Below are 22,820 nucleotides of genomic sequence, written 5' to 3'. Positions count from 1 at the left end.
GGGAATGGGACGCCGCGACGGCCTGTGGGGCAGCAGCGCGTGCACGGCGGCTGCGGGGGTGGTTTACCGGCAGGCTATCGGGGGTCGGGGAGGGCCGCCCGGACCGGCGGCCGGAGCGATCACTCGGCCGGTCATGGTAGTTTCGTGGGACGGAAGCAAGCGATGTATGCTCTTCCGGTTGCCTGGAACCGTCCAGGCTCACCCCCTTATCCGGTCTGGTTCACGCGAGTGCTTCCGGTGGGTGGGCGGGGTTTTCGAAAGTAACTGATCTGAAGTCTTGGAGTGACTCCTGTGGCTGCCAACTGCGACGTCTGCGGCAAGGGGCCGGGCTTCGGCAACAGCATCTCCCACTCTCACCGCCGTACCCCCCGTCGTTGGAACCCCAACATCCAGACGGTGCGCGCTGTGATTGGGCGGACGCCGAAGCGGCTCAACGTCTGCACCTCGTGCATCAAGGCCGGTAAGGTCTCGCGCTGACGCGCAGACCGGCATGCCGGTCCTCCAGTGAGCCGGTTCATCCTCGGATGGACCGGCTCCACTGTTTTCCCGACCGGCTACGCCGTTTTCCGGACTCACCGGTGGTGGGCGGGCTCCCTCTGGGGCCCGCCCACCGCTGCTTTCCGGCCCATCACTGCTCTCCGGACCGCCGCCGAACTCCGGCCCGCCGCTGGTCTCGGGCCGGCCTCGGTCAGCGCCAGCGCCAGGCGTGGTCGACCGGCCCGATCCCGGCGCCCAGCGCGAAGCCCCCGGCGATCGCGCCGGTGACGTACTCCTTGGCCGAAGCCACCGCCTCCGGCAGCGGTTCGCCCTTGGCCAGGCCGGCCGCGATCGCGCTGGCCAGGGTGCAGCCGGTCCCGTGGGTGTGCCGGTTGTCGTAGCGCGGCGCCCGGTACCAGTGCTCCTCCCCCGCCCCGCCGTACAGCAGGTCGGCGGCCTCGCCCTCCAGGTGGCCGCCCTTGACCAGCACCCAGCGCGGCCCGAGGTCGAGCAGCGCCTTGGCGGCGTCCAGCATCTGCCCCTCGCCGTCGACGGTCCGGCCGGTGAGCTGCGTCACCTCGTGCAGGTTGGGGGTGGCCAGGGTGGCGACCGGCAGCAGCTTCCCGCGGACGGTGGCGACGGCCTCGGCGGCCAGCAGCGCGTCCCCGTGCTTGGAGACGCCGACCGGGTCGACCACCACCGGGGCGTCGACCCCGGCGAGCAGTTCCGAGACCGTCTCGACCAGGTCGATCGAGGCGAGCATGCCGGTCTTGACGGCCTGCACCCCGATGTCGTCCACCACGCTGCGGAACTGTGCCCGGACGGCTTCGGCGGGCAGCTCCCAGTAGCCCTGGACGCCGAGCGAGTTCTGCGCGGTGACGGCGGTGATCACGCTCATGCCGTGGACGCCGAGGGCGAGCATCGCCTTGAGGTCGGCCTGGATCCCGGCGCCGCCGCCGGAGTCGGAGCCGGCGACGGTGAGCACGCGGGGCGGGGCCGCGGCGGGCGGGGCCACGCGGGGAGCGGAAGTCGGAACCATGGACCCCAACCTACCTGCGCCGATTCACAGCACGGCTTCGGATTCCGCCCAGCGGTCCGGCGGCACGGTCTTCAGCCGGGTCACCGCGTCGGCGATCGGCAGCAGTTCGATGCCGGTCCGGCGCAGCGCGGTGAAGTGCCCGAACGCGCCCTGGTGCACGGCCTCCACCGCGTGCCAGCCGAAGCGGGTGGCGAGCACCCGGTCCCGGGCGGTCGGGGTGCCGCCGCGCTGGGTGTGGCCGAGGATGACCGGGCGGGCCTCCTTGCCGAGCAGGTCCTCCAGTTCGTGGGCGAGCCGGTTGCCGATCCCGCCGAAGGTCCGGTGGCCGTACTGGTCGACCTCGCCGTGGTCGAAGCGCATGGTGCCGGGCATCGGGACCGCGCCCTCGGCGACGGCGATGATGGCGAACTTCTTGCCGCGGGTGAAGCGGTCCTCGATTATCCGGGCCACCGCCTCGATGTCGAAGGGCTTCTCCGGGATCAGGATGCCGTGCGCGCCGCCGGCCATGCCCGCGGTGAGGGTGATCCAGCCGGTGTGGCGCCCCATCAACTCGACGACCATGACGCGCTGGTGGGATTCGGCGGTGGTCTTCAGCCGGTCGATCGCCTCGGTCGCGACGTGCACCGCGGTGTCGAAGCCGAAGGTGACGTCGGTGGCCTCGATGTCGTTGTCGATGGTCTTGGGCACCGCGACCACCGGCAGTCCGGCGTCGCTGAACAGCTTGGCGGCGGTGAGCGTGCCCTCGCCGCCGATCGCGATCAGCGCGTCGATGCCGATCTCCCGGGCCAGGGCCTTGGCGTTCTCGACCGCCCAGGCGATCCGGTCGCGCCGGACCCGGGCCGAGCCCAGGACGGTGCCGCCGAGGGTGAGCAGACCGGTGACGTCGTCGTGCGAGACCGTCCGGGTGCGGCCTTCGATCAGGCCGAGGAAGCCGTCCAGGATGCCGACGATCTCGTCGCCGTGGACGTCCGTGCCCCGGTGCACCACGGAGCGGATCACCGCGTTGAGGCCTGGGCAGTCGCCGCCGCTGGTCAGTACACCGATGCGCATGTCAGGTGTGCTCCCGCTCGCAGTGGTTCGGTCGGGCCGACCGCGCCGGACGGGCGGGCGGGCGGCTCGGATGCCGCAAGCCTACGCACATCGCACCCGCGGCGCCCGTCCCCCGACCGCCGGAGCGTCACGTGCCGCCCGCCGTACGGCGCCTGGCGGGGCCGCGGCTCACTCGGCGAAGTGGTCCCACCCGCCGACCCGGTCCCAGGGCGCGCCGTCGACCGTCACCCGGCCGCTGCGGCTGCCCGTCGGGCGGCCGGTTACCTCGCCCACCACCCGCCAGCGGGCCGGGAGTTGGACCCCGCGCGGGAAGGTCGCCACGATCGCGTGGTCCTCGCCGCCGGCGAGCACCCAGACCAGCGGGTCCACTCCGACCGCCTGGCCGATGTCCGCCATCTGCGCCGGGACGTCGAAGTCGGCGGCCTTCAGGTCGATGTCCACCTCGCTGGCCCGCGCCACGTGGCCGAGGTCGGCGACCAGCCCGTCGCTCACGTCGATCATCGAGGTCGCGCCCAACTCGGCCCCGGCCGGGCCCGCGTGGTACGGCGGCTCGGGCCGGCGGTGCGCTTCGACGAAGGCGCGCGGGGAGCGGAAGCCGCGCTGCAGCACGGTCAGTCCGGCGGCCGACCAGCCGAGCCAGCCGGTGACCGCGACCACGTCGCCGACCTGCGCACCGGAGCGCGTCACCGCCGCGCGCCCCTGGAGGTCGCCGAGCGCCGTGATGGCCAGCGTGACGGTGTCGCCGCGCACCACGTCGCCGCCGACCACGGTCGCCCCGGCGACCTGGCACTCGTCGCGCAGCCCGTCCATCAACTCGGTGGCCCAGGTGGTCGGCAGGTCGGCGGGGGCGACCAGGCCGAGCAGTATCGCGGTCGGCACCGCCCCCATCGCGGCCACGTCGGCGAGGTTCTGGGCGGCGGCCTTGCGGCCCACGTCGTAGGCGGTGGACCAGTCCCGGCGGAAGTGCCGGTTCTCGATCAGGACGTCCATGGTCGCCACCACCCGGCCGTCCGGAGTCCGCACCACCGCGGCGTCGTCGCCCGGGCCGAGGTCGACCGCATCGGTGAGCGGTACCCGGGCGGTCAGCTCCCTGATGAGGCCGAACTCGCCGAGCTCGCCCACGGTCCCCTGCATCTGCCGTCCTCTCGCGTTTTCATCCGATCCGGTCCCCGTCGCGCTCCCCCGCGCGCAGCGTACGCCCTTCGGGGACGCCGAAGTCTCCCCTCCCCGGCCCGCTGCGCGGTAGCGTGGTGATCAGACTGCCGGTGAGCCCACTCCACCCCCGCGCCCGACCGGGTGCTCACGGCGGCGATCCCCGTAACCGGCCGCCGGGAGGTCCCCGTGGTACAGGCATACATCCTGATCCAGACCGAGGTAGGAAAGGCCACCATGGTGGCCCGGACGATCGTCGGCATCCCCGGCGTGCTCACCGCCGAGGACGTCACCGGTCCCTACGACGTGATCGTCAAGGCCGAGGCCGAGACCGTGGACGAGCTGGGCCGCATGGTGGTGGCCCAGGTCCAGAAGGTCGAGGGCATCACGCGCACCCTCACCTGTCCCGTGGTCCACCTGTAGGGCCCGGCTACCATCGGCGGGTGGCCAGAGAACTCCGCGTCCCCGAGGCGCTGACCGCCGTCCCGGCGCCGATCCGCTGGCTCGCCCTGCCCGTCGCCCTCGCGTGCACGGTCGTCGTCGTGCTGGTCGGCGGCCGGGGCCCGGCCGACCCGAAGGTCGAGGTCCCGCAGCCGGGCGGCAGGGCGGCCACCTACTGCGCGGCCCTGGCCGCCGCGCTGCCGCAGGAGTTGCTCGGCCACGCCCGCAAGGACCCGTCGCCCGCCTCCCCGTACGTGGCCGCCTGGGGCAGTTCGCCCCGGACGGTGCTGCGCTGCGGCGTCGACCGGCCGGAGGAGTTGGACGGCGGGCACGCCACGGACTGGTCCCCGACCGTCGACGACGTCACCTGGTGGTCGCAGAAGCTCGCCGACGGCGGCTACCGCTTCGTGACGACCATGCGCGCCGCCTACGTCGAGGTGACCGTCCCGGCGGGGGCCGCGAAGAACCCCTTCGACCCGGCCGCCGCGCTCACCCCGGCGGTCAAGGCGAACGTCCCGGGCTGAGCCGGGCGCCACGCAGCCCGACCCCACAGCACACGACGCACGCGGGGCGGGCCGGGAAGCTCCCGGCCCGCCCCGCGCCGTACGGGTTCGCTAGCGCAGCCCGGTCGAGCGCCGCAGCGCCGCCTGCAGCAGCCGGTCGATCAGCTCCGGGTACGGCACCCCGCTGGCCTCCCACATCTTCGGGTAGGCCGAGATCGGGGTGAAGCCGGGCATGGTGTTGATCTCGTTGATCATCCAGGTGCCGTCCGCCAGCAGGAAGAAGTCCACCCGGGCGAGGCCCTCGCAGCCGAGCGCCTCGAAGGCCTGGACCGCCTGGCGCCGGATCTCGGCGAGTTCCGCGGCGGTGAGCTCCGCCGGGATCCGGACGTCGGAGGAGTCGATGTACTTGGCCTCGAAGTCGTAGAAGTCGAAGCCGTCGCCGACCAGGACCTCGCCGGCCACGCTGGCCCGCGGGCCGTCCTCGAACTCCAGCACGCCGCACTCGATCTCGCGGCCGGTCACGCCGGCCTCGATGATCAGCTTGGGGTCGTGCCGGCGGGCCTCCTCGATCGCGGCGTCGAGGTCGGCCGGGTCCTTCACCTTGGTGATGCCGATGCTGGAGCCGGCCCGGCAGGGCTTCACGAACAGCGGCAGGCCGAGCTCGGCGGCCCGCTCGCGCACCGCCGCGCGGCCCTCCTCGGTGTCCCACTCGCGCGGCCGCACGATGGTGTAGCGGCCGACGTTCAGGCCGTGCGAGGCGAGGATCCGCTTGGCGAACTCCTTGTCCATGCCGGCCGCGCTGGCCAGCACGCCGTTGCCCACGTAGGGGACGCCGGAGAGCTCCAGCAGGCCCTGCAGGGTGCCGTCCTCGCCCCAGGGGCCGTGCAGCAGCGGGAAGACCACGTCGACCTCGCCGAGGGCCTTGGGGGCGCTTCCCGGCTCGCTGAGCAGCACCTCGCGGTCGCCCGGGGCGACCGGCAGTGCGACCTGCCCGTCCACGGAGGCGACGTGTGCCACGTCCGGCAGCCTGCCGTCGGTGATGGCCATCCGGGCCGGCTCGTCGCTGGTCAGCGCCCAGCGGCCCTCGTGCGTGATGCCGATCGGCAGCACGTCGTAGGTGTCGCGGTCGATCGCCCTGAGCACGCTGCCCGCGGTGGAGACCGAGATGGCGTGCTCGGAGCTGCGTCCGCCGAAGACCAGCGCGACGCGCGTCTTCCGGGCGGACGGGTTCGGGGAGGATTGTTCGATGCTCATATCGGGTTTGAGACTACCGTGCGAGGTGTTTCCGGGACGTCAACCGCCCCGGTCACCACGCGCTCCCCGTCACCACGCGCTCCAGCGCGCTCCCGGTCTCAGCGCCGCCGCTCGGCCTTCGCCGCGCGCGACATCAGCGCCTGCAGCGCCTCCTGGGTCGGCCGCCCGTTGTGCACGACGTCCACCACGGCCTCGACGATCGGCATGTCGACCCCGTTGCGCCGGGCCAGGTCCAGCACCGACTCGCAGGACTTGACGCCCTCCGCGGTCTGCCGGGTGGCCGCGATGGTCTCCGCGAGCGACATGCCCCGGCCCAGGTTCATGCCGAAGGTGTTGTTGCGGGACAGCGGCGAGGAGCAGGTGGCGACCAGGTCGCCCATCCCGGCGAGCCCCGCGAAGGTGTGCGGGTCGGCGCCCAGCACCTCGCCGAGGCGGGTGGTCTCGGCCAGCCCGCGGGTGATCAGCGTCGCCTTGGTGTTGTCGCCGAGCCCCATGCCGGCCGCCATGCCGACGGCCAGGCCGATCACGTTCTTGACGGCGCCGCCGAGTTCGCAGCCCACCACGTCGGTGTTGGTGTACGGCCGGAAGTACGGCGTGTGGCAGGCCGCCTGGAGCCGCTTGGCGACCGTCTCGTCGGTGCAGGCGACGACACTGGCCGCGGGCTGCCGGTTGGCGATCTCCTTGGCCAGGTTGGGCCCGCTGACCACCGCGACGCGCTCCGGGCCGACCTTGGTGACCTCGTCGATGACCTCGCTCATCCGCTTGGCGGTGCCGAGTTCGATGCCCTTCATCAGGCTCACCAGCACGGTCTGCGGCTCGATCAGCGGCGTCCAGGCGGCCAGGTTGTCGCGCAGCGTCTGCGAGGGCACCACCAGCACGGCGAAGTCGGCGCCGGCCAGCGCCTCGGCGGCGTCGGTGGTGGCGCGGACGGTGTCGGGCAGTCGGACGCCGGGCAGGTAGTCCGGGTTCTCGTGCGTGGAGTTGACGGCGTCCGCCAGTTCCTGGCGGCGGGCCCACAGCACGACCTCGCAGCCGGCGTCGGCGAGCACCATCGCGAACGCGGTGCCCCAGGAGCCGGTCCCCATCACGGCGCAGCGGGTCACTTGCCGGCCTCCTCGATGCCCTTGACCGGCTCGCCCTTGGCGCGCCGGCGCTCGGCCACCGCCACCGCGGCGCGCTGCCGGGCGGCCTTGCGCATGTCGTAGCGCTCGGCCGGCGGCTCCTCGCCGCGGACTTCGGCCAGCACGGCGGTGATCGCCGTCATGATGTCCTCGGTCGCGTCGGCGAGCACCTGGGCGGTGAGCTCCTGGCCCCGGTACTTGGTCAGGTCCACCGGCGGCCCGGCGGCGACGGTCACCCGGTGGCGCGGGAAGAGGTTGAACCTGCCCTTGCCGAAGCCGGTGCGCCCGTACGGCGGGATGATCTCGTGCGCGCCCCAGTGCGCGACCGGGATCACCGGCGCGCCGGTCACCAGGGCGACCCTGGCGACCCCGCTCTTGCCGGTCATCGGCCACAGGTCCGGATCCCGGGTGAGCGTTCCCTCCGGGTAGAACTGCACGCACTGTCCGCCGTTGACGGCATCGATCGCGGCCCGGAACGCCTGCGCGGCATCGGTCGACTCGCGGAACACCGGAATCTGACCGGTCTTGCGCAGCATGAATCCGATGAAAGGAATCGAGAACAGCGAGGACTTGCCGAGAATGCGCGGCGGTCGGCCGCTGTTGTACTGCCAGTGCGCGTAGATCACCGGGTCGATGATCGAATTGTGGTTCACCGCGGCGATGAAGCCGCCTTCTTCCGGAATGTGCTCCCAGCCCCGCCAGTCGGGCTTCACCAGGGCGGTCGTCACCGGCTTCACCAGCACGGCCGCGAAGCGGTACCAGATGCCGTAGTCGGCGTTGCCGAACTTGGCGTACGAGCGGCGGGGCACCCCAGCTCCTTCACATCCGATGGCGGCACGAGCAGTGCCGCAGTCCTGACCTCCCGGTTCCGCGCACCGGTACGAACGGTGCCCGGGCCGCGGGCGCGGAACAGTGTCGCCCGCCCGCTCACCGGCTGTCGAGCGACCGCGCCCACCGGCCAGGCGGGCGTGATCAAACGCACGTCCGCACAGCTCGGACGGCCTGGCGAGGGCTCCGGGACCGGCGCCACAATGACGCCGATGACCCAGGACACCGTACGCCCCAGCGAGCCCGTCGTGCCCGCCGCACCCACCGCCGACTGGTCGCTCGTGCTTCCGCTCAAGCCGCTCGCCCTGGCGAAGAGCAGACTCGCCCCGTACGCCGGGGCGCACCGGGCCGACCTGGCACTGTCCTTCGCGCTCGACACCGTCACCGCGGCGCTGGCCACCCCGGGCGTCGGCCGCGTCCTGGTGGTCACCCGCGACGCCGGCGCCGGCGTCCGGCTCGCCGAACTGGGCGCGCTGGTGGTCGCCGACGAGCCCGGCGGCGGCCTCAACCAGGCGCTGGCGCACGGTGCGTCGGCCGCCCTGGCGCTCGCCCCGGCGGCCCCGCTGGCCGCCCTCTCCGCGGACCTCCCGGCCCTGCGCCCGGCCGAACTGGCCCGGGTGCTGGGCGCCGTGCCGCCGGACGGCCGGGCCTTCCTCCCCGACTCCCCCGGCCTCGGCACCACCCTGCTCGCCTGCACCCCCGGCCGCCCGCTCGCCCCCGCCTTCGGGGACGGCTCGCGGGCCCGGCACACGGCCGGCGGTGCGGTCGAACTGCGCCTCGCGGACGTGGAGTCGGTGCGCCGGGACGTCGACACCGGTGCGGACCTCGGCGAGGCCGCCGTGCTCGGCCTCGGCCCGTACACCAGCGCGCTGTTCGCCCGGCTGAGCCTGTCCTGACCGCCTGCGGCCGGGGCCGGTCACGGTCCGGGTCGCGGTCGCAGTCCAGTCGCGGTCCGGACGCGATCCTGGCCCCCGGGCCCTGCCGGCCCGCTCGCTATGCTGCTTACATGCAGGCCACCGCGTTCACCTTCGACCCCGACTCCCGGGCCGGCTCCGTGCTGCTCGACGACGGGACTCCGGTGCCGTTCGACGCGGCCGCCTTCGACGCCGGCGGCCTGCGGCTGCTGCGGCCCGGACAGCGGGTGCGGATCCGCACCGAGGGCACCGGCGAGGCCCGCCGGGTGGTCTTCGTGACGCTGCAGACCTTCCCCGACCCCGCCGAGGGCTGAGGACCGCGCCAGAGGCCGAGAAGAGCCCCGTCGGGCGCCCGCCCGCAAGCCTCCTTCGACCACTGACCGTTCGGCCCCGCCGCACGCCGTCGAATCCTGACTAAGCGCCCGGAAATCGAAAGAGCCGCGGCGCCGGTCTCCGCAGTGTGCGGAAGGGGCGTCGCGGCTCTCGGCCGAAGGCCGTCCGAGGACGGTCGCGCGGGACCTACTTGGCGGTGGTCTTGCGCGCGGTGGTCTTACGGGTGGCGGTCTTCTTCGCCGGAGCCGTCTTCTTGGCCGTGGCGGTCGCCTTCTTGGCGGTGGCCGTGGTCTTCTTGGCGGCGGCGGGGGTGGTCGCCTTCTTGGTGGCCGCCGACTTCTTGGTCGCGGTCGCCGTGGTCTTCTTGGCGGCGGCGGTGGTGGTCTTCGCGGCGGACTTCTTGGCGGTGGTCGCCTTCTTCGCCGCGGTGGCCGTGGTCTTCTTGGCGGCGGCCGGGGTGGTCGCCTTCTTGGCGGCGGCCTTCTTGGTGGCCGGGGCGGCGGCGGCAGCGGTGGCGGAACGCTTGGTGGCGGCGCGCTTGGCGGCCGGGGTGGCGGCCACACCGGTCTTGCCCGGGGTGAGGGAGCCCTTGGGGGCCTTCTTCACCGAGGGGCCCTCCTTCGGCAGCTTCTTGCTGCCGCTGACCAGGTCCTTGAAGCCCTGACCCGGCCGGAAGCGGGGCACCGAGGTCTTCTTGACCTTGACCCGCTCGCCGGTCTGCGGGTTGCGGGCGAAGCGCGCGGAGCGCTCCACCTTCTCGAAGGTGCCGAAGCCGGTGACCGAAACCCGGTCACCGGCCACAACGGCACGGACCATGGTGTCGAGCACTGCGTCGACAGCCTCTGCGGCAGCCTTGCGACCGCCCAGCTGCTCGGCCACCGCTTCGACAAGCTGAGCCTTGTTCACGTCTTCCCCTTCGGAAACGGGCGCCGGATGATTCCATCCGTTCTTTTCGCACGTTAGGTATGTATCTGCGGACTTTCAATTACCGAACGCGCGAATCACCCTAGTGTCGCAATGGATTTGCGCGTCGGCGACCTCAGCCGAGCGGCGGGCGCCCCTCGTCGAGGTCATGTACAAAGCGACTCAACCGCCTTGCCGCCTCCGGAAGATCGCGCTTGGCGGTCTCGGTGACGATGAGGAGTTGACGGGTGAGAGCGGTCTTTGCATCGGCAGACACGTTCAGCGCATGCACGCGGGCGTGAGCTTGCTTCAACCGCTCGGCCACGAGCGCGTAGAGCGCTGCGACTTCCTGGTCGTCCGGCTCCTCAGCTGGCGCGGAGGTGGCGTCCGGTCGATCGTCAATTCGGCGTTCGGATGGCCGGCCCCCGGAGTCCTCCGCCGCGGGTTCGCCGCCCGCGTACGGAGGTTCATGGTGCCGGTGCATGTACTGATTGTGCCATCTACCCGCAGTTGTACTTGCGCGGGGCCCTCTTCCGCAAAGCCAAATGGGCAATCCGGGGCGGCCCGCGGCGCTAACTCGTGCTCCGGAACGCCGGATGGCCCGGCCCCCCCGAGGGGGGCGCGGGCCATCCGGCGGATCGTCAGAATGCTTGTTCTGAAGGGAACTCAGGCGACCGGCAGAGTACGGGGCTTGAACGCCGGGCGGGTCGCCTCGAAGGCCGCGATGTCGGCCTCGTTCTGCAGCGTGATGCTGATGTCGTCCAGGCCGTTGAGCAGCCGCCACCGGACGTTGTCGTCCAGTTCGAAGGCGGCGGTGACGCCCTCGGCCCGCACTTGGCGCGCCTCCAGGTCAACGGTGATCTCGGCCGAAGGGTCACTCTCGGTGAGCGCCCAGAGCCGCTCGACGGTCTCCTGCGGCAGGACGACCGTGAGCAGGCCGTTCTTCAGCGAGTTGCCGCGGAAGATGTCGGCGAAGCGGGACGAGATGACCGCGTGGAAGCCGTAGTTCTGCAGCGCCCAGACGGCGTGCTCGCGGGAGGAGCCGGTGCCGAACTCGGGGCCGGCCACCAGGACCGTGGCGCCCTGCCGCTCCGGCTGGTTGAGGATGAACGACTCGTCCTTGCGCCAGGCTTCGAACAGCCCGCCCTCGAAACCGGATCGGGTGACCTTCTTGAGCCAGTGGGCCGGGATGATCTGGTCGGTGTCCACGTTGCTCCGGCGCAGCGGGACGCCCCGGCCGGTGTGGGTGGTGAACTTCTCCATGGCTCAGGCCTCCACGGTGACGTCGGTGTGCGCCAGGTCGGCGGTGGTCAGGTCGGCGGGCGAGGCCAGTCGGCCCAGCACGGCGGTCGCGGCGGCGACCTGCGGGGAGACCAGGTGGGTGCGGCCGCCCTTGCCCTGCCGGCCCTCGAAGTTGCGGTTCGAGGTGGAGGCGCAGCGCTCCCCCGGGGCGAGCTGGTCGGGGTTCATGCCCAGGCACATCGAGCAGCCCGCGTGGCGCCATTCGGCGCCGGCCGCGGTGAACACCTTGTCCAGGCCCTCCTCGACGGCCTGCAGGGCGACCCGGACGGATCCGGGCACCACCAGCATCCGTACGCCGTCGGCGATCCGGCGTCCCGCCACGACGGCGGCGGCGGCCCGCAGGTCCTCGATCCGGCCGTTGGTGCAGGAGCCGACGAACACGGCGTCGACCTTCACCTCGCGCAGCGGGGTGCCGGCCTGCAGGCCCATGTACGCCAGGGCGTTCTCGGCGGCCGTGCGCTCCTGCGGGTCTGCGAACGAGGCCGGGTCCGGCACGTTCGCGCTCAGCGGGGCGCCCTGGCCGGGGTTGGTGCCCCAGGTGACGAAGGGGCTCAGCTCGTTCGCGTCGATGAAGATCTCGTGGTCGAAGACCGCGTCCTCGTCGGTGACCAGGGTCTTCCAGTACGCGACGGCGGCGTCCCAGTCCTCGCCCTGCGGGGCGTGCGGGCGGCCCTGGAGGTAGTCGAAGGTGGTCTCGTCCGGGGCGATCATGCCGGCCCGGGCGCCGGCCTCGATCGACATGTTGCAGACGGTCATCCGGGCCTCCATGGACAGGCTCCGGATCGCCGAACCGCGGTACTCCAGGACGTAGCCCTGGCCGCCGCCGGTGCCGATCTTCGTGATGACGGCCAGGATCAGGTCCTTGGCGGTGACGCCCTCGGGCAGTTCGCCCTCGACGGTGATCGCCATGGTCCGGAACGGCGCCAGCGGCAGCGTCTGGGTGGCCAGCACGTGCTCGACCTGGCTGGTGCCGATGCCGAACGCCAGCGCGCCGAAGGCGCCGTGGGTGGAGGTGTGGGAGTCGCCGCAGACCACGGTCGTGCCGGGCTGGGTCAGGCCCAGCTGCGGGCCGACGACGTGCACGACGCCCTGTTCGACGTCGCCGAGCGAGTGGATCCGGACGCCGAACTCGGCGGCGTTCCGGCGCAGGGTCTCCAGCTGCACCCGGGAGACCGGGTCCGCGATCGGCTTGTCGATGTCCAGGGTGGGCGTGTTGTGGTCCTCGGTGGCGATCGTCAGATCGGTGCGGCGGACCGGGCGGCCGGCCAGTCGCAGCCCGTCGAAGGCCTGCGGGCTGGTGACCTCGTGGAGCAGGTGCAGGTCGATGTACAGGAGGTCGGGTTCGCCCTCCGCGCGCCGCACGACGTGGTCGTCCCAGACCTTCTCTGCGAGTGTCCGTCCCATCGGATTCCCTCCAGCCGGCCGCGTTGCCGGCCTGCTCGTGTCGTCGAGGTCAGAGCGTGCACCGCCCCCCGCGGGGCGCGTTCGCGCGACCTTGCACGCCGGATCGCTGTCCACGATGCGGACACTCGAACGTGGCCCCATCCTGGATGTCTCCCGGGCTGCTGCATCCAGAGTGGCGCTTTTCCCGGAAGATTGAACTTGCGTCTCGCGGACTGAGACTGCAGTCTTAGCGCATGGACAACACTAGCGGCGTCGGCGTTCTCGACAAGGCCGCTCTGGTGCTCAGCGCACTGGAGTCGGGCCCCGCCACGTTGGCGGGGCTGGTCGCCGCCACCGGTCTGGCGCGCCCCACGGCCCACCGACTCGCCGTCGCACTCGAACACCACCGCCTGGTCACCAGGGACATGCAGGGGCGCTTCATCCTCGGCCCCCGGCTGTCCGAACTCTCCGCCGCGGCGGGCGAGGACCGGCTGCTCGCCACCGCGGGCCCGGTCCTGACCCACCTGCGCGACGTCACCGGCGAGAGCGCACAGCTCTACCGCCGCCAGGGCGAGATGCGGATCTGCGTCGCCGCCGCCGAGCGGCTCTCCGGCCTGCGGGACACCGTCCCGGTCGGCAGCACCCTGCCGATGAAGGCCGGCTCGGCCGCCCAGGTCCTGCTGGCCTGGGAGGAGCCCGAGCGGCTGCACCGCGGCCTCCAGGGCGCCCGCTTCACCGCCACCGCGCTGAGCGGCGTCCGGCGGCGCGGCTGGGCCCAGTCGATCGGCGAGCGGGAGCCGGGCGTGGCGTCCGTCTCCGCGCCCGTCCGCGGCCCCTCCAACCGTGTGGTGGCCGCCGTGTCGGTCTCCGGCCCGATCGAGCGCCTGACCCGCCACCCGGGCCGGCTGCACGCCCAGGCCATCATCGAGGCCGCGAACCGGCTCACCGAGGCGCTCCGCCGGAGCTGACCCGGCCGACCCCCACTCATCCCTCCCCCACCGGAAAATCCCCCACCGGAAATCCCCCGCCGAAAACGCGGAAGGCCCCGCTCGGAGTCGAGCGGGGCCCTTCGGCGGTATTGGCGGCACAAAGCAAAAAGGCCCCGGAACCGGGGCCTTTCCAATTTCTGGCTGGGGTACCAGGACTCGAACCTAGACTAAGTGAACCAGAATCACTCGTGCTGCCAATTACACCATACCCCAAATACAAAGCAAGGGCCGATGGGTTAACCCACCGGCTTCCTGCCCTGACGTACCCCCGACCGGATTCGAACCGGCGCTACTGCCGTGAGAGGGCAGCGTGCTAGGCCGCTACACAACGGGGGCTTCCTGGCGATCCCTTGCGGGATCCGTACCCCCGACCGGATTCGAACCGGCGCTACTGCCGTGAGAGGGCAGCGTGCTAGGCCGCTACACAACGGGGGCTTTCCAGGTGATCCCTTGCGGGATCCGTACCCCCGACCGGATTCGAACCGGCGCTACTGCCGTGAGAGGGCAGCGTGCTAGGCCGCTACACAACGGGGGCTTGTTCTTCAGCTGTACTGCGGTACTGCGTACTGCGCTGGGGTACCAGGACTCGAACCTAGACTAAATGAACCAGAATCACTCGTGCTGCCAATTACACCATACCCCACCAGAGTTGAACCCTTGTCGGATCCTTCTCAGGCGTTGCGCCTCTCGCTCGGCCCGGCCGGGGGGCTTTCGCTCCCTCGTCCGTTCCCTCGCGGGCGGCGCAGAAAGAACATTACCCGACGTCTGCCCCGGCTCCAAAATCGATAACCCCAGGCAGCGGCCGGGCGGCCGGCGGGTGACGTCCGGGTACGCCACGGGCCCGGCACGGAGCCGGGCCCGCGGCCTGCTCGACGGCCCGCTCAGGCGGCCGGCAGGGCGTCCAGGGCGGAGCGCAGGCGGCGCAGCGTCTCGGGGCGGCCGAGCAGTTCCATGGACTCGAACAGCGGCGGCGACACCCGGCGGCCGGTGACGGCCACCCGCAGCGGCGTGAAGGCGAACTTGGGCTTGATGCCCAGCCCCTCCACCAGTGCCTCGCGCAGCGCGGCCTGGATCGGCTCCGGGGTGAAGTCCCCGAGCTCCTCCAGCGCCTTGATGCCGGCCTCCAGCACCGGGCGGACGTCCGCGGTCAGTACCTTGGCGGCGTCGTCCGGGTCGACGGCGAACTTCTCCGGCGCCACGAACAGGAAGCCGGCCATGGTGACGATCTCGCTCAGCACGACCATCCGCTCCTGGGTGAGCGGCGCGACCTTGGCGAGCACGTCCAGCTGCTCGGCGGTCGGCTCGGCCGGCAGCAGGTCGGCGGACTGCAGGAACGGCACCAGGCGCCGGGCGAAGTCCTCCGGGGCCAGCTTGCGGACGTGCTCGGCGTTGATCGCCTCGCACTTCTTCAGGTCGAAGCGGGCCGGGTTGGCGTTCACCTTGGCGATGTCGAAGGCGGCGACCATCTCGTCGATGTCGAAGAGGTCGCGGTCGTCGGCCAGCGACCAGCCCAGCAGGGACAGGTAGTTGAGCAGGCCCTCGGGGATGAAGCCGCGCTCGCGGTACAGGTTGAGCGAGGCCTGCGGGTCGCGCTTGGACAGCTTCTTGTTGCCCTCGCCCATCACGTACGGCAGGTGGCCGAAGCGCGGGGTGGTGCCGCTGCCGACGCCGATCTCGGCGAGCGCGGCGTACAGGGCGATCTGCCGCGGGGTGGAGGAGAGCAGGTCCTCGCCGCGCAGCACGTGGGTGATGCCCATCAGGGCGTCGTCCACCGGGTTGACCAGGGTGTACAGCGGGGCGCCGTTGGCCCGGACGATGCCGTAGTCCGGCACGTTCTCCGGCTCGAAGGTGAGCGTGCCGCGCACCAGGTCGTCGAAGGAGATGGTCTTGTCGGGCATCCGGAAGCGCAGGATCGGCTCGCGCTTCTCCAGCTTGTAGACGGCGACCTGGTCGTCCGTCAGCTCCCGGCAGTGGCCGTCGTAGCCGGAGGGCTTGCCGGCCGCGCGGGCGGCCTCGCGGCGGGCGTCCAGCTCCTCGGTGCTGCAGTAGCAGTGGTAGGCGTGGCCGGCCTCGTGCAGGCGGCGGGCGACGTCGGCGTAGATGTCCATCCGCTGCGACTGGCGGTACGGCTCGTGCGGGCCGCCGACCTCCGGGCCCTCGTCCCAGTCGAAGCCGAGCCAGCGCATGGCGTCGAGCAGCTGGCCGTACGACTCCTCGGAGTCGCGGGCGGAGTCGGTGTCCTCGATCCGGAAGACCAGCGTGCCGCCGTTGTGGCGGGCGAAGGCCCAGTTGAAGAGGGCCGTGCGGACTAGGCCCACGTGGGGGTTGCCGGTCGGGGACGGACAGAAGCGAACCCGGACGGCCGGGTCAGTGTTAGCCACGCTTGATCACCTTGTTGGTGAGAGTGCCGATGCCTTCGATGGAGACGGCGACCTCGTCGCCGACGTTGAGGGGGCCCACCCCTGCGGGCGTGCCGGTGAGGATGACGTCGCCGGGCAGCAGCGTCATGGCCTCGGAGATGTGGACGATCAGCTCGGCGACCGAGCGGACCATCAGGGAGGTGCGGCCGCTCTGCCGGAGTTCGCCGTTGACCGTGCAGGTGACGGCGAGGTCGCCCGGGTCGACGTCGGTCTCGATCCACGGGCCCAGCGGGCAGGAGGTGTCGAAGCCCTTGGCCCGGGCCCACTGGCCCTCGCGCTGCTGGACGTCCCGGGCGGTGACGTCGTTGGCGCAGGTGTAGCCGAGGATCACCTCGGGCACCCGGTCCAGCGGCACCTCGCGGCACATCCGGCCGATCACCACGGCGAGTTCGGCCTCGTGCTGGACGTCCGAGGAGAACGGCGGGTACGCGATGCTCTCGGTCGGGCCCACCACCGCGGTGGACGGCTTGAAGAAGGTGAGCGGGACGTCCGGGACCTCGTTGCCCAGCTCGGCCGCGTGCGCCGCGTAGTTGCGGCCCACCGCCACGATCTTGTTCGGGAGCATCGGGCTCAGCAGCCGGACGTCCTGGAGCCGGTAGCTCTCGCCGGTGGGCTGGAGCTGGCCGAACGGGTGCCCTGCCAGCGCGTGGACGACCATCGACTCGGGCTGGGCGGGATCGCCCTCCACCACGCCGAAGGAGACGCTGCCGGCGGCAGGGCTCCCTTCCCGGACGGAAAACCTGGCAATGCGCACGGCTGGGATACCCCTCGCTTCGTCGGCCGCCCGGGGCGCGCCCGGGCGCTGGTGGGCGCCTCGCCCACGCTGGGCGCGGCCCCGTCAATCGGCCTCCAGGCTATCGCGTGGGGCCCCGGCTGACCGCTTTGCCCCTGTTCAGCGCGGTTGGGGGTGGAACGCCGGAGGGCGCCGCCGGCACGGGTGTGCCGGCGACGCCCTCGGCGGAACGCGCTGGGGTCAGTCCGCGACGACGACCGGGGCGACCATCAGCTGGGTGCGGCGCGGGTTGGCGGTGCTGGCCGGCAGCTCGGTCGCGTAGGTGAGGACGTCCTCGGGCTTGCGGGCGCCCGGGATCGTGCTGAAGTCCTCGACCGAGGCCAGCGTCGTCCGGCGCGGGTTCGCCGTGGAGCGGCTGGGCAGCGTGGACTTGGTGGCCTTCTTCGCCTGGGACATCGGGAGCACCTCGTGGTCGAGGCCGGGCGGATCCGCGACGGGACCGGCACCGGCCTGATGGATTCCGATTGGTTCGGAGGGGTTCTGGGCAGGCTGATCGGAGCCCTGCTCCGGAAACAGCCAGGTTACGAGATCTCTTTCCATAGAGACCGTGACCAAAGCTACACATTAGTCTGTGATTTTGCTCACAAAATGCCGAGCAAAAGCCCGATATCCGGCATATCGTCGCACCGGAATGTTCCGACATTGCGGGATATAACGGGCATTCCGGAAGGTCTGCGACTCTTTTCGATCTACGGTCCGGTTGGCATGTATCCGGCGAGTGTCCGAAAAAGGCGGTATTCCGGTCTGGTTACCGCACAGTCAGTGAGAACACACAAGCGGTCCGTAGTGCCGGACGCCCGACACCTGCGGCCCTTGTTGGGATTCCCCGGCTGTGCTGGAATGCGACGGACCGTGGGTAGGGAGTGGTCCACCCCGGTGACCCGCTCTCCCGGACCGGCCGGGAGGCGGATGGAAACTCGACACCGTCCAGGCCGTGGCGACGCGGCGGGACGCCCGGTCCAGAGGTTGCGACGCCAGTGCAGGGACGTTTCAAAAGGGGTAGCGGCGCCGCGGGGAACCCGGAGTCGCGCGAGCCTGTGGCAGCACCCCAACAGGCGGCGACGCCCGGCGGCCCGGCCGAGCCGGTGGCGCCCGAGGCCGCCGGCCGACCGGAGGACGACAGTCAGGACCGGAAGTCCGCCCGGGACAAGCTCCGGACCTCCCTGACCAGGCGCCGGGCCACCGGTCTCAACCGGCTCGCGATGCGCAACTGGCGCATCCGCACCCGGCTGATCGCGCTGCTCGCCCTACCCGTCCTGGTCTCGCTGGTCCTCGGTGGCCTGCGCATCCAGAGCTCGCTGCAGAACTCGCAGCAACTCGCCCAGATGGCCAACCTGTCCGACCTGGCCAAGAAGGCGACCAACCTCGCGGACGCGCTGCAGACCGAGCGCGACATCAGCGCCGGCCCGATCACGCACGAACCGAACGCCCCGCTGGACGACGACATCGTCGCCTCCCGCAAGGCCACCGACGACCTGAGCCGCACCTTCACCGCGTCCTCCGACAAGTTCGAGAACCTCGAACTGTCCGGCGGCAAGGCGCTGCTGCTGCAGATCCGCAAGGACCTGAACTCGATCGCGGACACCCGCAGCCTGCCGTACCAGAACAACCAGAACATCCAGTCGACGATCACCGCGTACGACGTGATCATCCGCGACCTGCTGTCCATCACCCAGGACATCGCGCTCGCCTCGAACAACAAGGACCTGGTCGTCTCGACCCGCGCGCTGCAGCAGTTCTCGCTGGCCAAGAACGCGACCTCGCAGCAGCGGGCCCTGATCAGCGCCGCGCTCGCCAACCCCAAGGGCCCCGACCTCAGCGCGAGCGACGAGTCCTTCGGCATCCGCCTGCGCCTGTCGTACGACAACGCGATCGCCAGCTTCAACAACATCTACACCGCGCACGACCTGGACAACCTGCGCAGCCAGCTGAGCTACAACGGGGTCGTCGCCGACGCCAACCGCTACTCCCAGACGATCCTCACCCAGGGCGGCATCCACCAGACCGAGCCGGTCACCTACAAGGACTGGTACGAGAAGGCCGGCGCCAAGATCACCGCCGAACGCCGGATCGAGTCCAAGCTCATCGAGAACCTCGACGGCAAGGCCCAGGACCTGCAGTCCCAGGCCGACACGGACGCCCTGATCATCGGTGCCGCGGTCGCCCTGGTGCTGCTCGTCGCCCTCGGTGGCGCCGGTCTGATCGCCCGCTCGATGGTGCGCTCGCTGACCCGCCTGCAGGCCGCGGCCGAGGACGTCGCCGAACGCCGGCTGCCCGAGCTGGTCAAGACCCTCTCCGAGAGCGACCCGCACGACGTCGACACCACGGTCGAACCGGTCGCCGTCGACTCCGCCGACGAGATCGGCCACGTCGCGCACGCCTTCGACATGGTGCACAGCGAGGCCGTCCGCCTCGCCGCCGAACAGGCCCTCCTGCGCGGCAACATCAACGCGATGTTCACCAACCTCTCGCGCCGCAGCCAGGGCCTCATCCAGCGCCAGCTGTCGCTGATCTCCGAACTGGAGAGCCGCGAGGCGGACCCGGACCAGCTCGCCAACCTCTTCAAGCTCGACCACCTCGCGACCCGCATGCGCCGCAACGGCGAGAACCTCCTCGTCCTCGCGGGCGAGGACCCGGGCCGCCGCTGGACCCGACCCGTCCCGCTGGTCGACGTGCTCCGCGCCGCCGCTTCCGAGGTGGAGCAGTACGAGCGCATCGAACTCGCCGCCGTACCGTCGGCCGAGGTCGCCGGCCGCGTCGTCAACGACCTCGTCCACCTGCTCGCCGAGCTGCTGGAGAACGCCACCTCCTTCTCCAGCCCGCAGACCCGCGTCCGGGTCACCGGCCACGCCCTGCCGGACGGCCGCGTGCTGGTCGAGATCCACGACACCGGCATCGGCCTCAGCCCCGACGACCTCTCCGAGATCAACGAGCGGCTCGCCAACCCGCCGACGGTGGACGTCTCCGTCTCCCGCCGGATGGGCCTCTTCGTGGTCGGCCGCCTGTCGCTGCGCCACGGCATCCGGATCCAGCTGCGCCCCAGCGACTCCGGCGGCACCACCGCGCTGGTCATGCTCCCGGTCGACGTCACCAACTCCGGCGAACGCCGCGGCCCCGGCCGCGCCGGCCCCGCGCAGGGCAAGCAGCAGCGCGGGGTCGCCCCGACGCCGCGCCAGCAGCGCCAGGTGCCGCCCGCCCGCCAGGGCGGCCCGGCCGCGCTCGCCCAGGGCGGTCCGGCCGGCGGTGCCCCGCAGGGTGGCCGGCCGCAGCTCGGCCAGGGCGGTCCGGCGGCTCCGGCCGGTCCGGGTGCGTCCGGCGGCCGTCCCGGCGGCCTGCCGACCCGCCAGGTCGGCCAGTCGCTGCGCGAGACCCCGGCCCAGCCGGGTCAGGCCCAGCAGACGCCCGCCCAGCAGGGTCAGGCCCAGCAGGCGCCGGCCCAGCCGCGTCAGGGTCAGCCGGGTCAGGGCCAGGGTCAGCAGGGCCAGGGCCGACCGGGCAGGCCCCAGCAGCCCGCACAGCCGCAGCAAGCCCAGCAGCCGCAGCAGCAGGCCCAGCGGCCCCAGCAGCAGCAGTCGCCGCAGGGCGGCCTGCCGCAGCGCGCCCCGGGCCGCCAGGGCCCGCCGCAAGCCGGCCCGAACGGCCTGCCCAGCCGTGGCCGCCAGCAGCAGCCCGGCCAGCCCGGCCCGTCCGGTCAGCCCGGCCCGTCCGGTCAGCCGCAGCCGGGTCAGCCCCAGCCCGGCCAGGAACGGCCCCGCCCCGGTGGCGAGTTCGACGGCGGTCCGGGTGCCCGGACCGGCGAGCGGCCGCAGCACGGCCGCCCCGGCGGCCCCGGCGGTCCCGGTGCGCCGCAGCAGGGGGCCCGTCCCGGCAACCGTCCGCAGGACGGCCTGCCGCAGCGCGCCCCCGGCCGCCAGGGCCCCGGTGCCCCCGGTCGGCCCGGCGCCCAGGGCCCCCGCCGTCCGCAGCGCCCCGGCCCGGACGCCCCGCAGCGTGACCGCCAGCCGCAGCTGCCGCAGCAGCAGGCTTCGCAGCAGCCGCAGTCCCAGCAGCTCCCCCAGCCGCTGCCGTCGGCCGAGCCGGCGCCGGTGGAGAGCACCCAGCAGTTCGCCCGTCCGCGCTTCGAGGCCAGCCAGATCGACCCGCGTGACCCGCTGGGCCTCGGCCTGGTCGAGCCGGTGCTGCCGAGCGTGCCGACCCCGGCGCGCCCGGAGCCGGTGCGGCCGGAGCAGGCCCCGCAGCAACTGCAGCAGCCCCAGCCGCTGCCGTACCAGGAGCCGATGGCGCTGCCGGGCGGCCCGTCGGAGTCCACCGGCGAGCAGCCCTGGTACCCGCAGGGCGACGGCCGGCAGCAGGAGCGGCCGCAGCCGTACCAGCCGCGCCGGCCCGGCACCACGGCGCCGGACCTCCCCCAGGAGGCCCCGGCCCCGCAGCAGCAGGCCCAGCAGCCGGCTCAGCAGCCCCAGCCGCAGCAGGCCCAGCAGGCCCAGCAGCCGGGCACCGACGACGCCCCCTGGCGCCTGTCGGCGAACGACGAGCGCTGGCGCCGCGCCGAGCAGGTCCGCGAGCCCTCGACCAGCGGCGTCACCATGTCGGGTCTGCCCCGACGGACCCCGCAGGCCAACCTGGTCTCCGGTACCGCCGAGGCCTCCCCGCTGACCGGTCCTCAGGTCTCCCGGGCCCCCGAGGAGGTCCGCGGCCGGCTGACCAACCTGCGCCGTGGCATCCAGCAGGGCCGCCGGGCCGGGGCCGAGCAGGCCGCCCACCAGCCGGGCTTCCAGCATGGTGCCCAGCAGGCCGGATTCGATAGTTTCGGTGGCCGGAGCGACGGCAACGGCGCAGATCACCAGGAGCGTTGAGTTGAACCAGATGAGCCAGGCCGCACAGAACCTCAACTGGCTGATCACCAACTTCGTGGACAACACCCCCGGGGTGTCCCACACCGTGGTGGTCTCCGCCGACGGCCTCCTCCTGTGCATGTCCGAGGGCTTCCCCCGGGACCGCGCCGACCAGCTCGCCGCCGTCGCCTCCGGCCTCACCTCCCTCACCTCCGGCGCCAGCCGGATCTTCGAGGGCGGCGAGGTCAACCAGACCGTCGTCGAGATGGAACGGGGCTTCCTGTTCCTGATGGCCGTCAGCGACGGCTCCGCCCTCGCCGTCCTGGCCGCCCCCGACTCCGACATCGGCCTCGTCGGCTACGAGATGGCCCTGCTCGTCGACCGCGCCGGCGCCGTCCTCACCCCCGCACTCCGCGCGGAACTCCAGGGCAGTCTCCTGCACTGACCGGCCCGCGAGGATCCACCCACCCGTCCCACCTCCCCGCCGGGTCCGACCCGACCGGCCCCGGCGTCTCACCCTCAGCTACCCTCAGGCAGCTGATCCCGCCTCAGCTGGCACCGCCCCAGCTGGAACCGGCTGCTCAAGGCTGCAGCACAAGGAGGACCCATGACCCCGCCCTCGACACCCGCCGGCCCGTACGGCAGCGGGTACGGCAGCGGCTACGGCGGGCAGCAGTCCGACGGCTACGAGCAGCAGCCGCTGGTCCGCCCGTACGCGATGACCGGCGGCCGGACCCGTCCCCGCTACCAGCTCGCCATCGAGGCCCTGATCTCCACCACCGGTTCCGCCGACCGGACCGGCGGGCTGCTGCCGGAGCACGCGCGGATCGTCAGCCTCTGCCGTGAGGTCAAGTCCATCGCGGAGATCTCCGCCCTGGCCGGCGTGCCGCTCGGGGTCGCCCGCATCCTCGTGGCCGACCTCGCCGAAGCCGGTCTCGTCGCCATCCACCAGCCCGCCGCCGCGGGCGAGTCGGGCGGAACGCCCGATGTCACGCTGCTCGAAAGGGTCCTCAGTGGACTTCGCAAGCTCTAACGCGGCCGCCCCCACCCGCGCCACCACCTCCGCGAAGATCGTCGTCGCAG

The 22,820-nt window shown here is 72.3% G+C and carries 22 protein-coding genes and 5 tRNA genes; 9 read left to right on the top strand and 18 right to left on the bottom strand.

Going from position 1 to position 22,820, the window contains the following annotated elements; all coding sequences use genetic code 11:
* Positions 1 to 291: 291 nt before the first annotated feature.
* A complete protein-coding gene (rpmB, locus tag AC0B61_RS28670) occupies positions 292 to 477 on the top strand; it encodes a 50S ribosomal protein L28 (protein ID WP_014138233.1) in 186 nt (61 codons plus the stop codon).
* Positions 478 to 688: 211 nt separating this feature from the next.
* Here rpmB and thiD read toward each other — a convergent pair whose 3' ends face one another.
* The 3 genes from thiD to AC0B61_RS28655 all read right to left on the bottom strand — a co-directional run bounded on the left by thiD (position 689) and on the right by AC0B61_RS28655 (position 3,700).
* Complete coding sequence (gene thiD, locus AC0B61_RS28665; RefSeq protein ID WP_471744046.1) at positions 689 to 1,516, bottom strand: bifunctional hydroxymethylpyrimidine kinase/phosphomethylpyrimidine kinase; 828 nt, start codon at positions 1,514 to 1,516, stop codon at positions 689 to 691.
* A gap of 24 nt (positions 1,517 to 1,540) precedes the next feature.
* Entirely contained in the window at positions 1,541 to 2,566 is a 1,026-nt protein-coding gene (locus AC0B61_RS28660) for an ATP-dependent 6-phosphofructokinase (protein WP_471744044.1), read from the bottom strand.
* A 168-nt stretch (positions 2,567 to 2,734) separates the two neighbouring features.
* The gene (locus AC0B61_RS28655) at positions 2,735 to 3,700 is read right to left on the bottom strand and encodes a thiamine-phosphate kinase (RefSeq protein WP_471744042.1); all 966 of its coding nucleotides are present in this window, start codon (positions 3,698 to 3,700) and stop codon (positions 2,735 to 2,737) included.
* Positions 3,701 to 3,907: 207 nt separating this feature from the next.
* On the opposite strand from AC0B61_RS28655, the gene AC0B61_RS28650 reads away from it, so the two are divergent.
* A complete protein-coding gene (locus AC0B61_RS28650) occupies positions 3,908 to 4,141 on the top strand; it encodes an Lrp/AsnC ligand binding domain-containing protein (RefSeq protein WP_471744040.1) in 234 nt (77 codons plus the stop codon).
* A 20-nt stretch (positions 4,142 to 4,161) separates the two neighbouring features.
* A complete protein-coding gene (locus AC0B61_RS28645; protein WP_471744038.1) occupies positions 4,162 to 4,683 on the top strand; it encodes a DUF3515 family protein in 522 nt (173 codons plus the stop codon).
* A gap of 90 nt (positions 4,684 to 4,773) precedes the next feature.
* Here the strand turns inward: AC0B61_RS28645 and AC0B61_RS28640 are convergent, their stop codons facing one another.
* The 3 genes from AC0B61_RS28640 to AC0B61_RS28630 form a co-directional block, all read right to left on the bottom strand.
* Positions 4,774 to 5,916: a D-alanine--D-alanine ligase family protein gene (locus AC0B61_RS28640; protein ID WP_471744036.1), complete on the bottom strand. Its 1,143-nt coding sequence runs from the start codon at positions 5,914 to 5,916 to the stop codon at positions 4,774 to 4,776.
* 98 nt (positions 5,917 to 6,014) lie between these two features.
* Entirely contained in the window at positions 6,015 to 7,019 is a 1,005-nt protein-coding gene (locus tag AC0B61_RS28635; RefSeq protein ID WP_471744034.1) for an NAD(P)H-dependent glycerol-3-phosphate dehydrogenase, read from the bottom strand.
* Complete coding sequence (locus AC0B61_RS28630; protein ID WP_471744032.1) at positions 7,016 to 7,846, bottom strand: lysophospholipid acyltransferase family protein; 831 nt, start codon at positions 7,844 to 7,846, stop codon at positions 7,016 to 7,018. The genes AC0B61_RS28635 and AC0B61_RS28630 overlap by 4 nt, the downstream gene beginning before the upstream one ends.
* Positions 7,847 to 8,077: 231 nt before the next feature.
* On the opposite strand from AC0B61_RS28630, the gene cofC reads away from it, so the two are divergent.
* On the top strand, positions 8,078 to 8,761 hold the full coding sequence (cofC, locus tag AC0B61_RS28625) for a 2-phospho-L-lactate guanylyltransferase (protein ID WP_471744030.1): 684 nt from the start codon (positions 8,078 to 8,080) through the stop codon (positions 8,759 to 8,761).
* A gap of 110 nt (positions 8,762 to 8,871) precedes the next feature.
* Positions 8,872 to 9,093, top strand: a complete 222-nt coding sequence (locus tag AC0B61_RS28620) for a hypothetical protein (protein ID WP_471744029.1) — start codon at positions 8,872 to 8,874, stop codon at positions 9,091 to 9,093.
* Positions 9,094 to 9,298: 205 nt separating this feature from the next.
* On the opposite strand, the gene AC0B61_RS28615 is transcribed toward AC0B61_RS28620, so the two are convergent.
* The 4 genes from AC0B61_RS28615 to leuC form a co-directional block, all read right to left on the bottom strand.
* Positions 9,299 to 10,018: an HU family DNA-binding protein gene (locus tag AC0B61_RS28615; protein ID WP_471744027.1), complete on the bottom strand. Its 720-nt coding sequence runs from the start codon at positions 10,016 to 10,018 to the stop codon at positions 9,299 to 9,301.
* Between the two features lie 133 nt (positions 10,019 to 10,151).
* The gene (locus AC0B61_RS28610) at positions 10,152 to 10,499 is read right to left on the bottom strand and encodes an SCO5555 family protein (protein ID WP_471744025.1); all 348 of its coding nucleotides are present in this window, start codon (positions 10,497 to 10,499) and stop codon (positions 10,152 to 10,154) included.
* A gap of 182 nt (positions 10,500 to 10,681) precedes the next feature.
* On the bottom strand, positions 10,682 to 11,278 hold the full coding sequence (leuD, locus tag AC0B61_RS28605) for a 3-isopropylmalate dehydratase small subunit (protein ID WP_471744023.1): 597 nt from the start codon (positions 11,276 to 11,278) through the stop codon (positions 10,682 to 10,684).
* 3 nt (positions 11,279 to 11,281) lie between these two features.
* Positions 11,282 to 12,721 carry a 3-isopropylmalate dehydratase large subunit gene (gene leuC / locus AC0B61_RS28600; protein ID WP_471744021.1) on the bottom strand — a complete coding sequence of 480 codons (1,440 nt, stop codon included), beginning with the start codon at positions 12,719 to 12,721 and terminating at the stop codon, positions 11,282 to 11,284.
* Between the two features lie 233 nt (positions 12,722 to 12,954).
* Here leuC and AC0B61_RS28595 point away from each other — a divergent pair, with 233 nt between their 5' ends.
* Complete coding sequence (locus tag AC0B61_RS28595) at positions 12,955 to 13,668, top strand: IclR family transcriptional regulator (RefSeq protein ID WP_030246527.1); 714 nt, start codon at positions 12,955 to 12,957, stop codon at positions 13,666 to 13,668.
* Between the two features lie 159 nt (positions 13,669 to 13,827).
* Here the strand turns inward: AC0B61_RS28595 and AC0B61_RS28590 are convergent.
* The 8 genes from AC0B61_RS28590 to AC0B61_RS28555 all read right to left on the bottom strand — a co-directional run bounded on the left by AC0B61_RS28590 (position 13,828) and on the right by AC0B61_RS28555 (position 17,298).
* A tRNA-Gln gene (locus AC0B61_RS28590) sits at positions 13,828 to 13,902 on the bottom strand.
* A 50-nt stretch (positions 13,903 to 13,952) separates the two neighbouring features.
* Positions 13,953 to 14,025: transfer RNA gene (locus AC0B61_RS28585), tRNA-Glu, on the bottom strand.
* Positions 14,026 to 14,051: 26 nt separating this feature from the next.
* A tRNA-Glu gene (locus AC0B61_RS28580) sits at positions 14,052 to 14,124 on the bottom strand.
* Positions 14,125 to 14,151: 27 nt separating this feature from the next.
* A tRNA-Glu gene (locus AC0B61_RS28575) sits at positions 14,152 to 14,224 on the bottom strand.
* Between the two features lie 36 nt (positions 14,225 to 14,260).
* Positions 14,261 to 14,332, bottom strand: a tRNA-Gln gene (locus AC0B61_RS28570).
* Between the two features lie 238 nt (positions 14,333 to 14,570).
* Positions 14,571 to 16,070 carry a glutamate--tRNA ligase gene (gltX, locus tag AC0B61_RS28565; protein ID WP_471744019.1) on the bottom strand — a complete coding sequence of 500 codons (1,500 nt, stop codon included), beginning with the start codon at positions 16,068 to 16,070 and terminating at the stop codon, positions 14,571 to 14,573.
* Positions 16,063 to 16,863: a fumarylacetoacetate hydrolase family protein gene (locus AC0B61_RS28560; RefSeq protein ID WP_471744017.1), complete on the bottom strand. Its 801-nt coding sequence runs from the start codon at positions 16,861 to 16,863 to the stop codon at positions 16,063 to 16,065. The genes gltX and AC0B61_RS28560 overlap by 8 nt, the downstream gene beginning before the upstream one ends.
* A 219-nt stretch (positions 16,864 to 17,082) precedes the next feature.
* Positions 17,083 to 17,298 carry a hypothetical protein gene (locus AC0B61_RS28555; RefSeq protein WP_471744015.1) on the bottom strand — a complete coding sequence of 72 codons (216 nt, stop codon included), beginning with the start codon at positions 17,296 to 17,298 and terminating at the stop codon, positions 17,083 to 17,085.
* Between the two features lie 641 nt (positions 17,299 to 17,939).
* On the opposite strand from AC0B61_RS28555, the gene AC0B61_RS28550 reads away from it, so the two are divergent.
* The 3 genes from AC0B61_RS28550 to AC0B61_RS28540 all read left to right on the top strand — a co-directional run bounded on the left by AC0B61_RS28550 (position 17,940) and on the right by AC0B61_RS28540 (position 22,770).
* The gene (locus AC0B61_RS28550) at positions 17,940 to 21,758 is read left to right on the top strand and encodes a nitrate- and nitrite sensing domain-containing protein (protein ID WP_471744013.1); all 3,819 of its coding nucleotides are present in this window, start codon (positions 17,940 to 17,942) and stop codon (positions 21,756 to 21,758) included.
* A 10-nt stretch (positions 21,759 to 21,768) separates the two neighbouring features.
* Positions 21,769 to 22,182 carry a roadblock/LC7 domain-containing protein gene (locus AC0B61_RS28545; RefSeq protein ID WP_030248297.1) on the top strand — a complete coding sequence of 138 codons (414 nt, stop codon included), beginning with the start codon at positions 21,769 to 21,771 and terminating at the stop codon, positions 22,180 to 22,182.
* A gap of 162 nt (positions 22,183 to 22,344) precedes the next feature.
* Positions 22,345 to 22,770 (top strand): DUF742 domain-containing protein, encoded by a 426-nt coding sequence (locus AC0B61_RS28540; protein ID WP_471744011.1) that lies wholly within the window; start codon positions 22,345 to 22,347, stop codon positions 22,768 to 22,770.
* The last annotated feature ends 50 nt before the right edge of the window (positions 22,771 to 22,820 follow it).

Source organism: Kitasatospora sp. NPDC023385 (genome assembly GCF_055664045.1).
Note: the sequence above shows the minus strand (reverse complement) of the source record. Positions and strands in the feature narration are given on the sequence as shown.

Coding starts and splice junctions, on each gene's coding strand:
- thiD (WP_471744046.1), bottom strand. CDS start 1,516: ATGGTTCCGACTTCCGCTCCCCGCGTGGCCCCGCCCGCCGCGGCCCCG.
- AC0B61_RS28640 (WP_471744036.1), bottom strand. CDS start 5,916: ATGAGCATCGAACAATCCTCCCCGAACCCGTCCGCCCGGAAGACGCGC.
- AC0B61_RS28545 (WP_030248297.1), top strand. CDS start 21,769: ATGAGCCAGGCCGCACAGAACCTCAACTGGCTGATCACCAACTTCGTG.
- AC0B61_RS28655 (WP_471744042.1), bottom strand. CDS start 3,700: ATGCAGGGGACCGTGGGCGAGCTCGGCGAGTTCGGCCTCATCAGGGAG.
- cofC (WP_471744030.1), top strand. CDS start 8,078: ATGACCCAGGACACCGTACGCCCCAGCGAGCCCGTCGTGCCCGCCGCA.
- AC0B61_RS28610 (WP_471744025.1), bottom strand. CDS start 10,499: ATGCACCGGCACCATGAACCTCCGTACGCGGGCGGCGAACCCGCGGCG.
- AC0B61_RS28540 (WP_471744011.1), top strand. CDS start 22,345: ATGACCCCGCCCTCGACACCCGCCGGCCCGTACGGCAGCGGGTACGGC.
- AC0B61_RS28660 (WP_471744044.1), bottom strand. CDS start 2,566: ATGCGCATCGGTGTACTGACCAGCGGCGGCGACTGCCCAGGCCTCAAC.
- AC0B61_RS28620 (WP_471744029.1), top strand. CDS start 8,872: ATGCAGGCCACCGCGTTCACCTTCGACCCCGACTCCCGGGCCGGCTCC.
- AC0B61_RS28595 (WP_030246527.1), top strand. CDS start 12,955: ATGGACAACACTAGCGGCGTCGGCGTTCTCGACAAGGCCGCTCTGGTG.
- leuC (WP_471744021.1), bottom strand. CDS start 12,721: ATGGGACGGACACTCGCAGAGAAGGTCTGGGACGACCACGTCGTGCGG.
- AC0B61_RS28555 (WP_471744015.1), bottom strand. CDS start 17,298: ATGTCCCAGGCGAAGAAGGCCACCAAGTCCACGCTGCCCAGCCGCTCC.
- leuD (WP_471744023.1), bottom strand. CDS start 11,278: ATGGAGAAGTTCACCACCCACACCGGCCGGGGCGTCCCGCTGCGCCGG.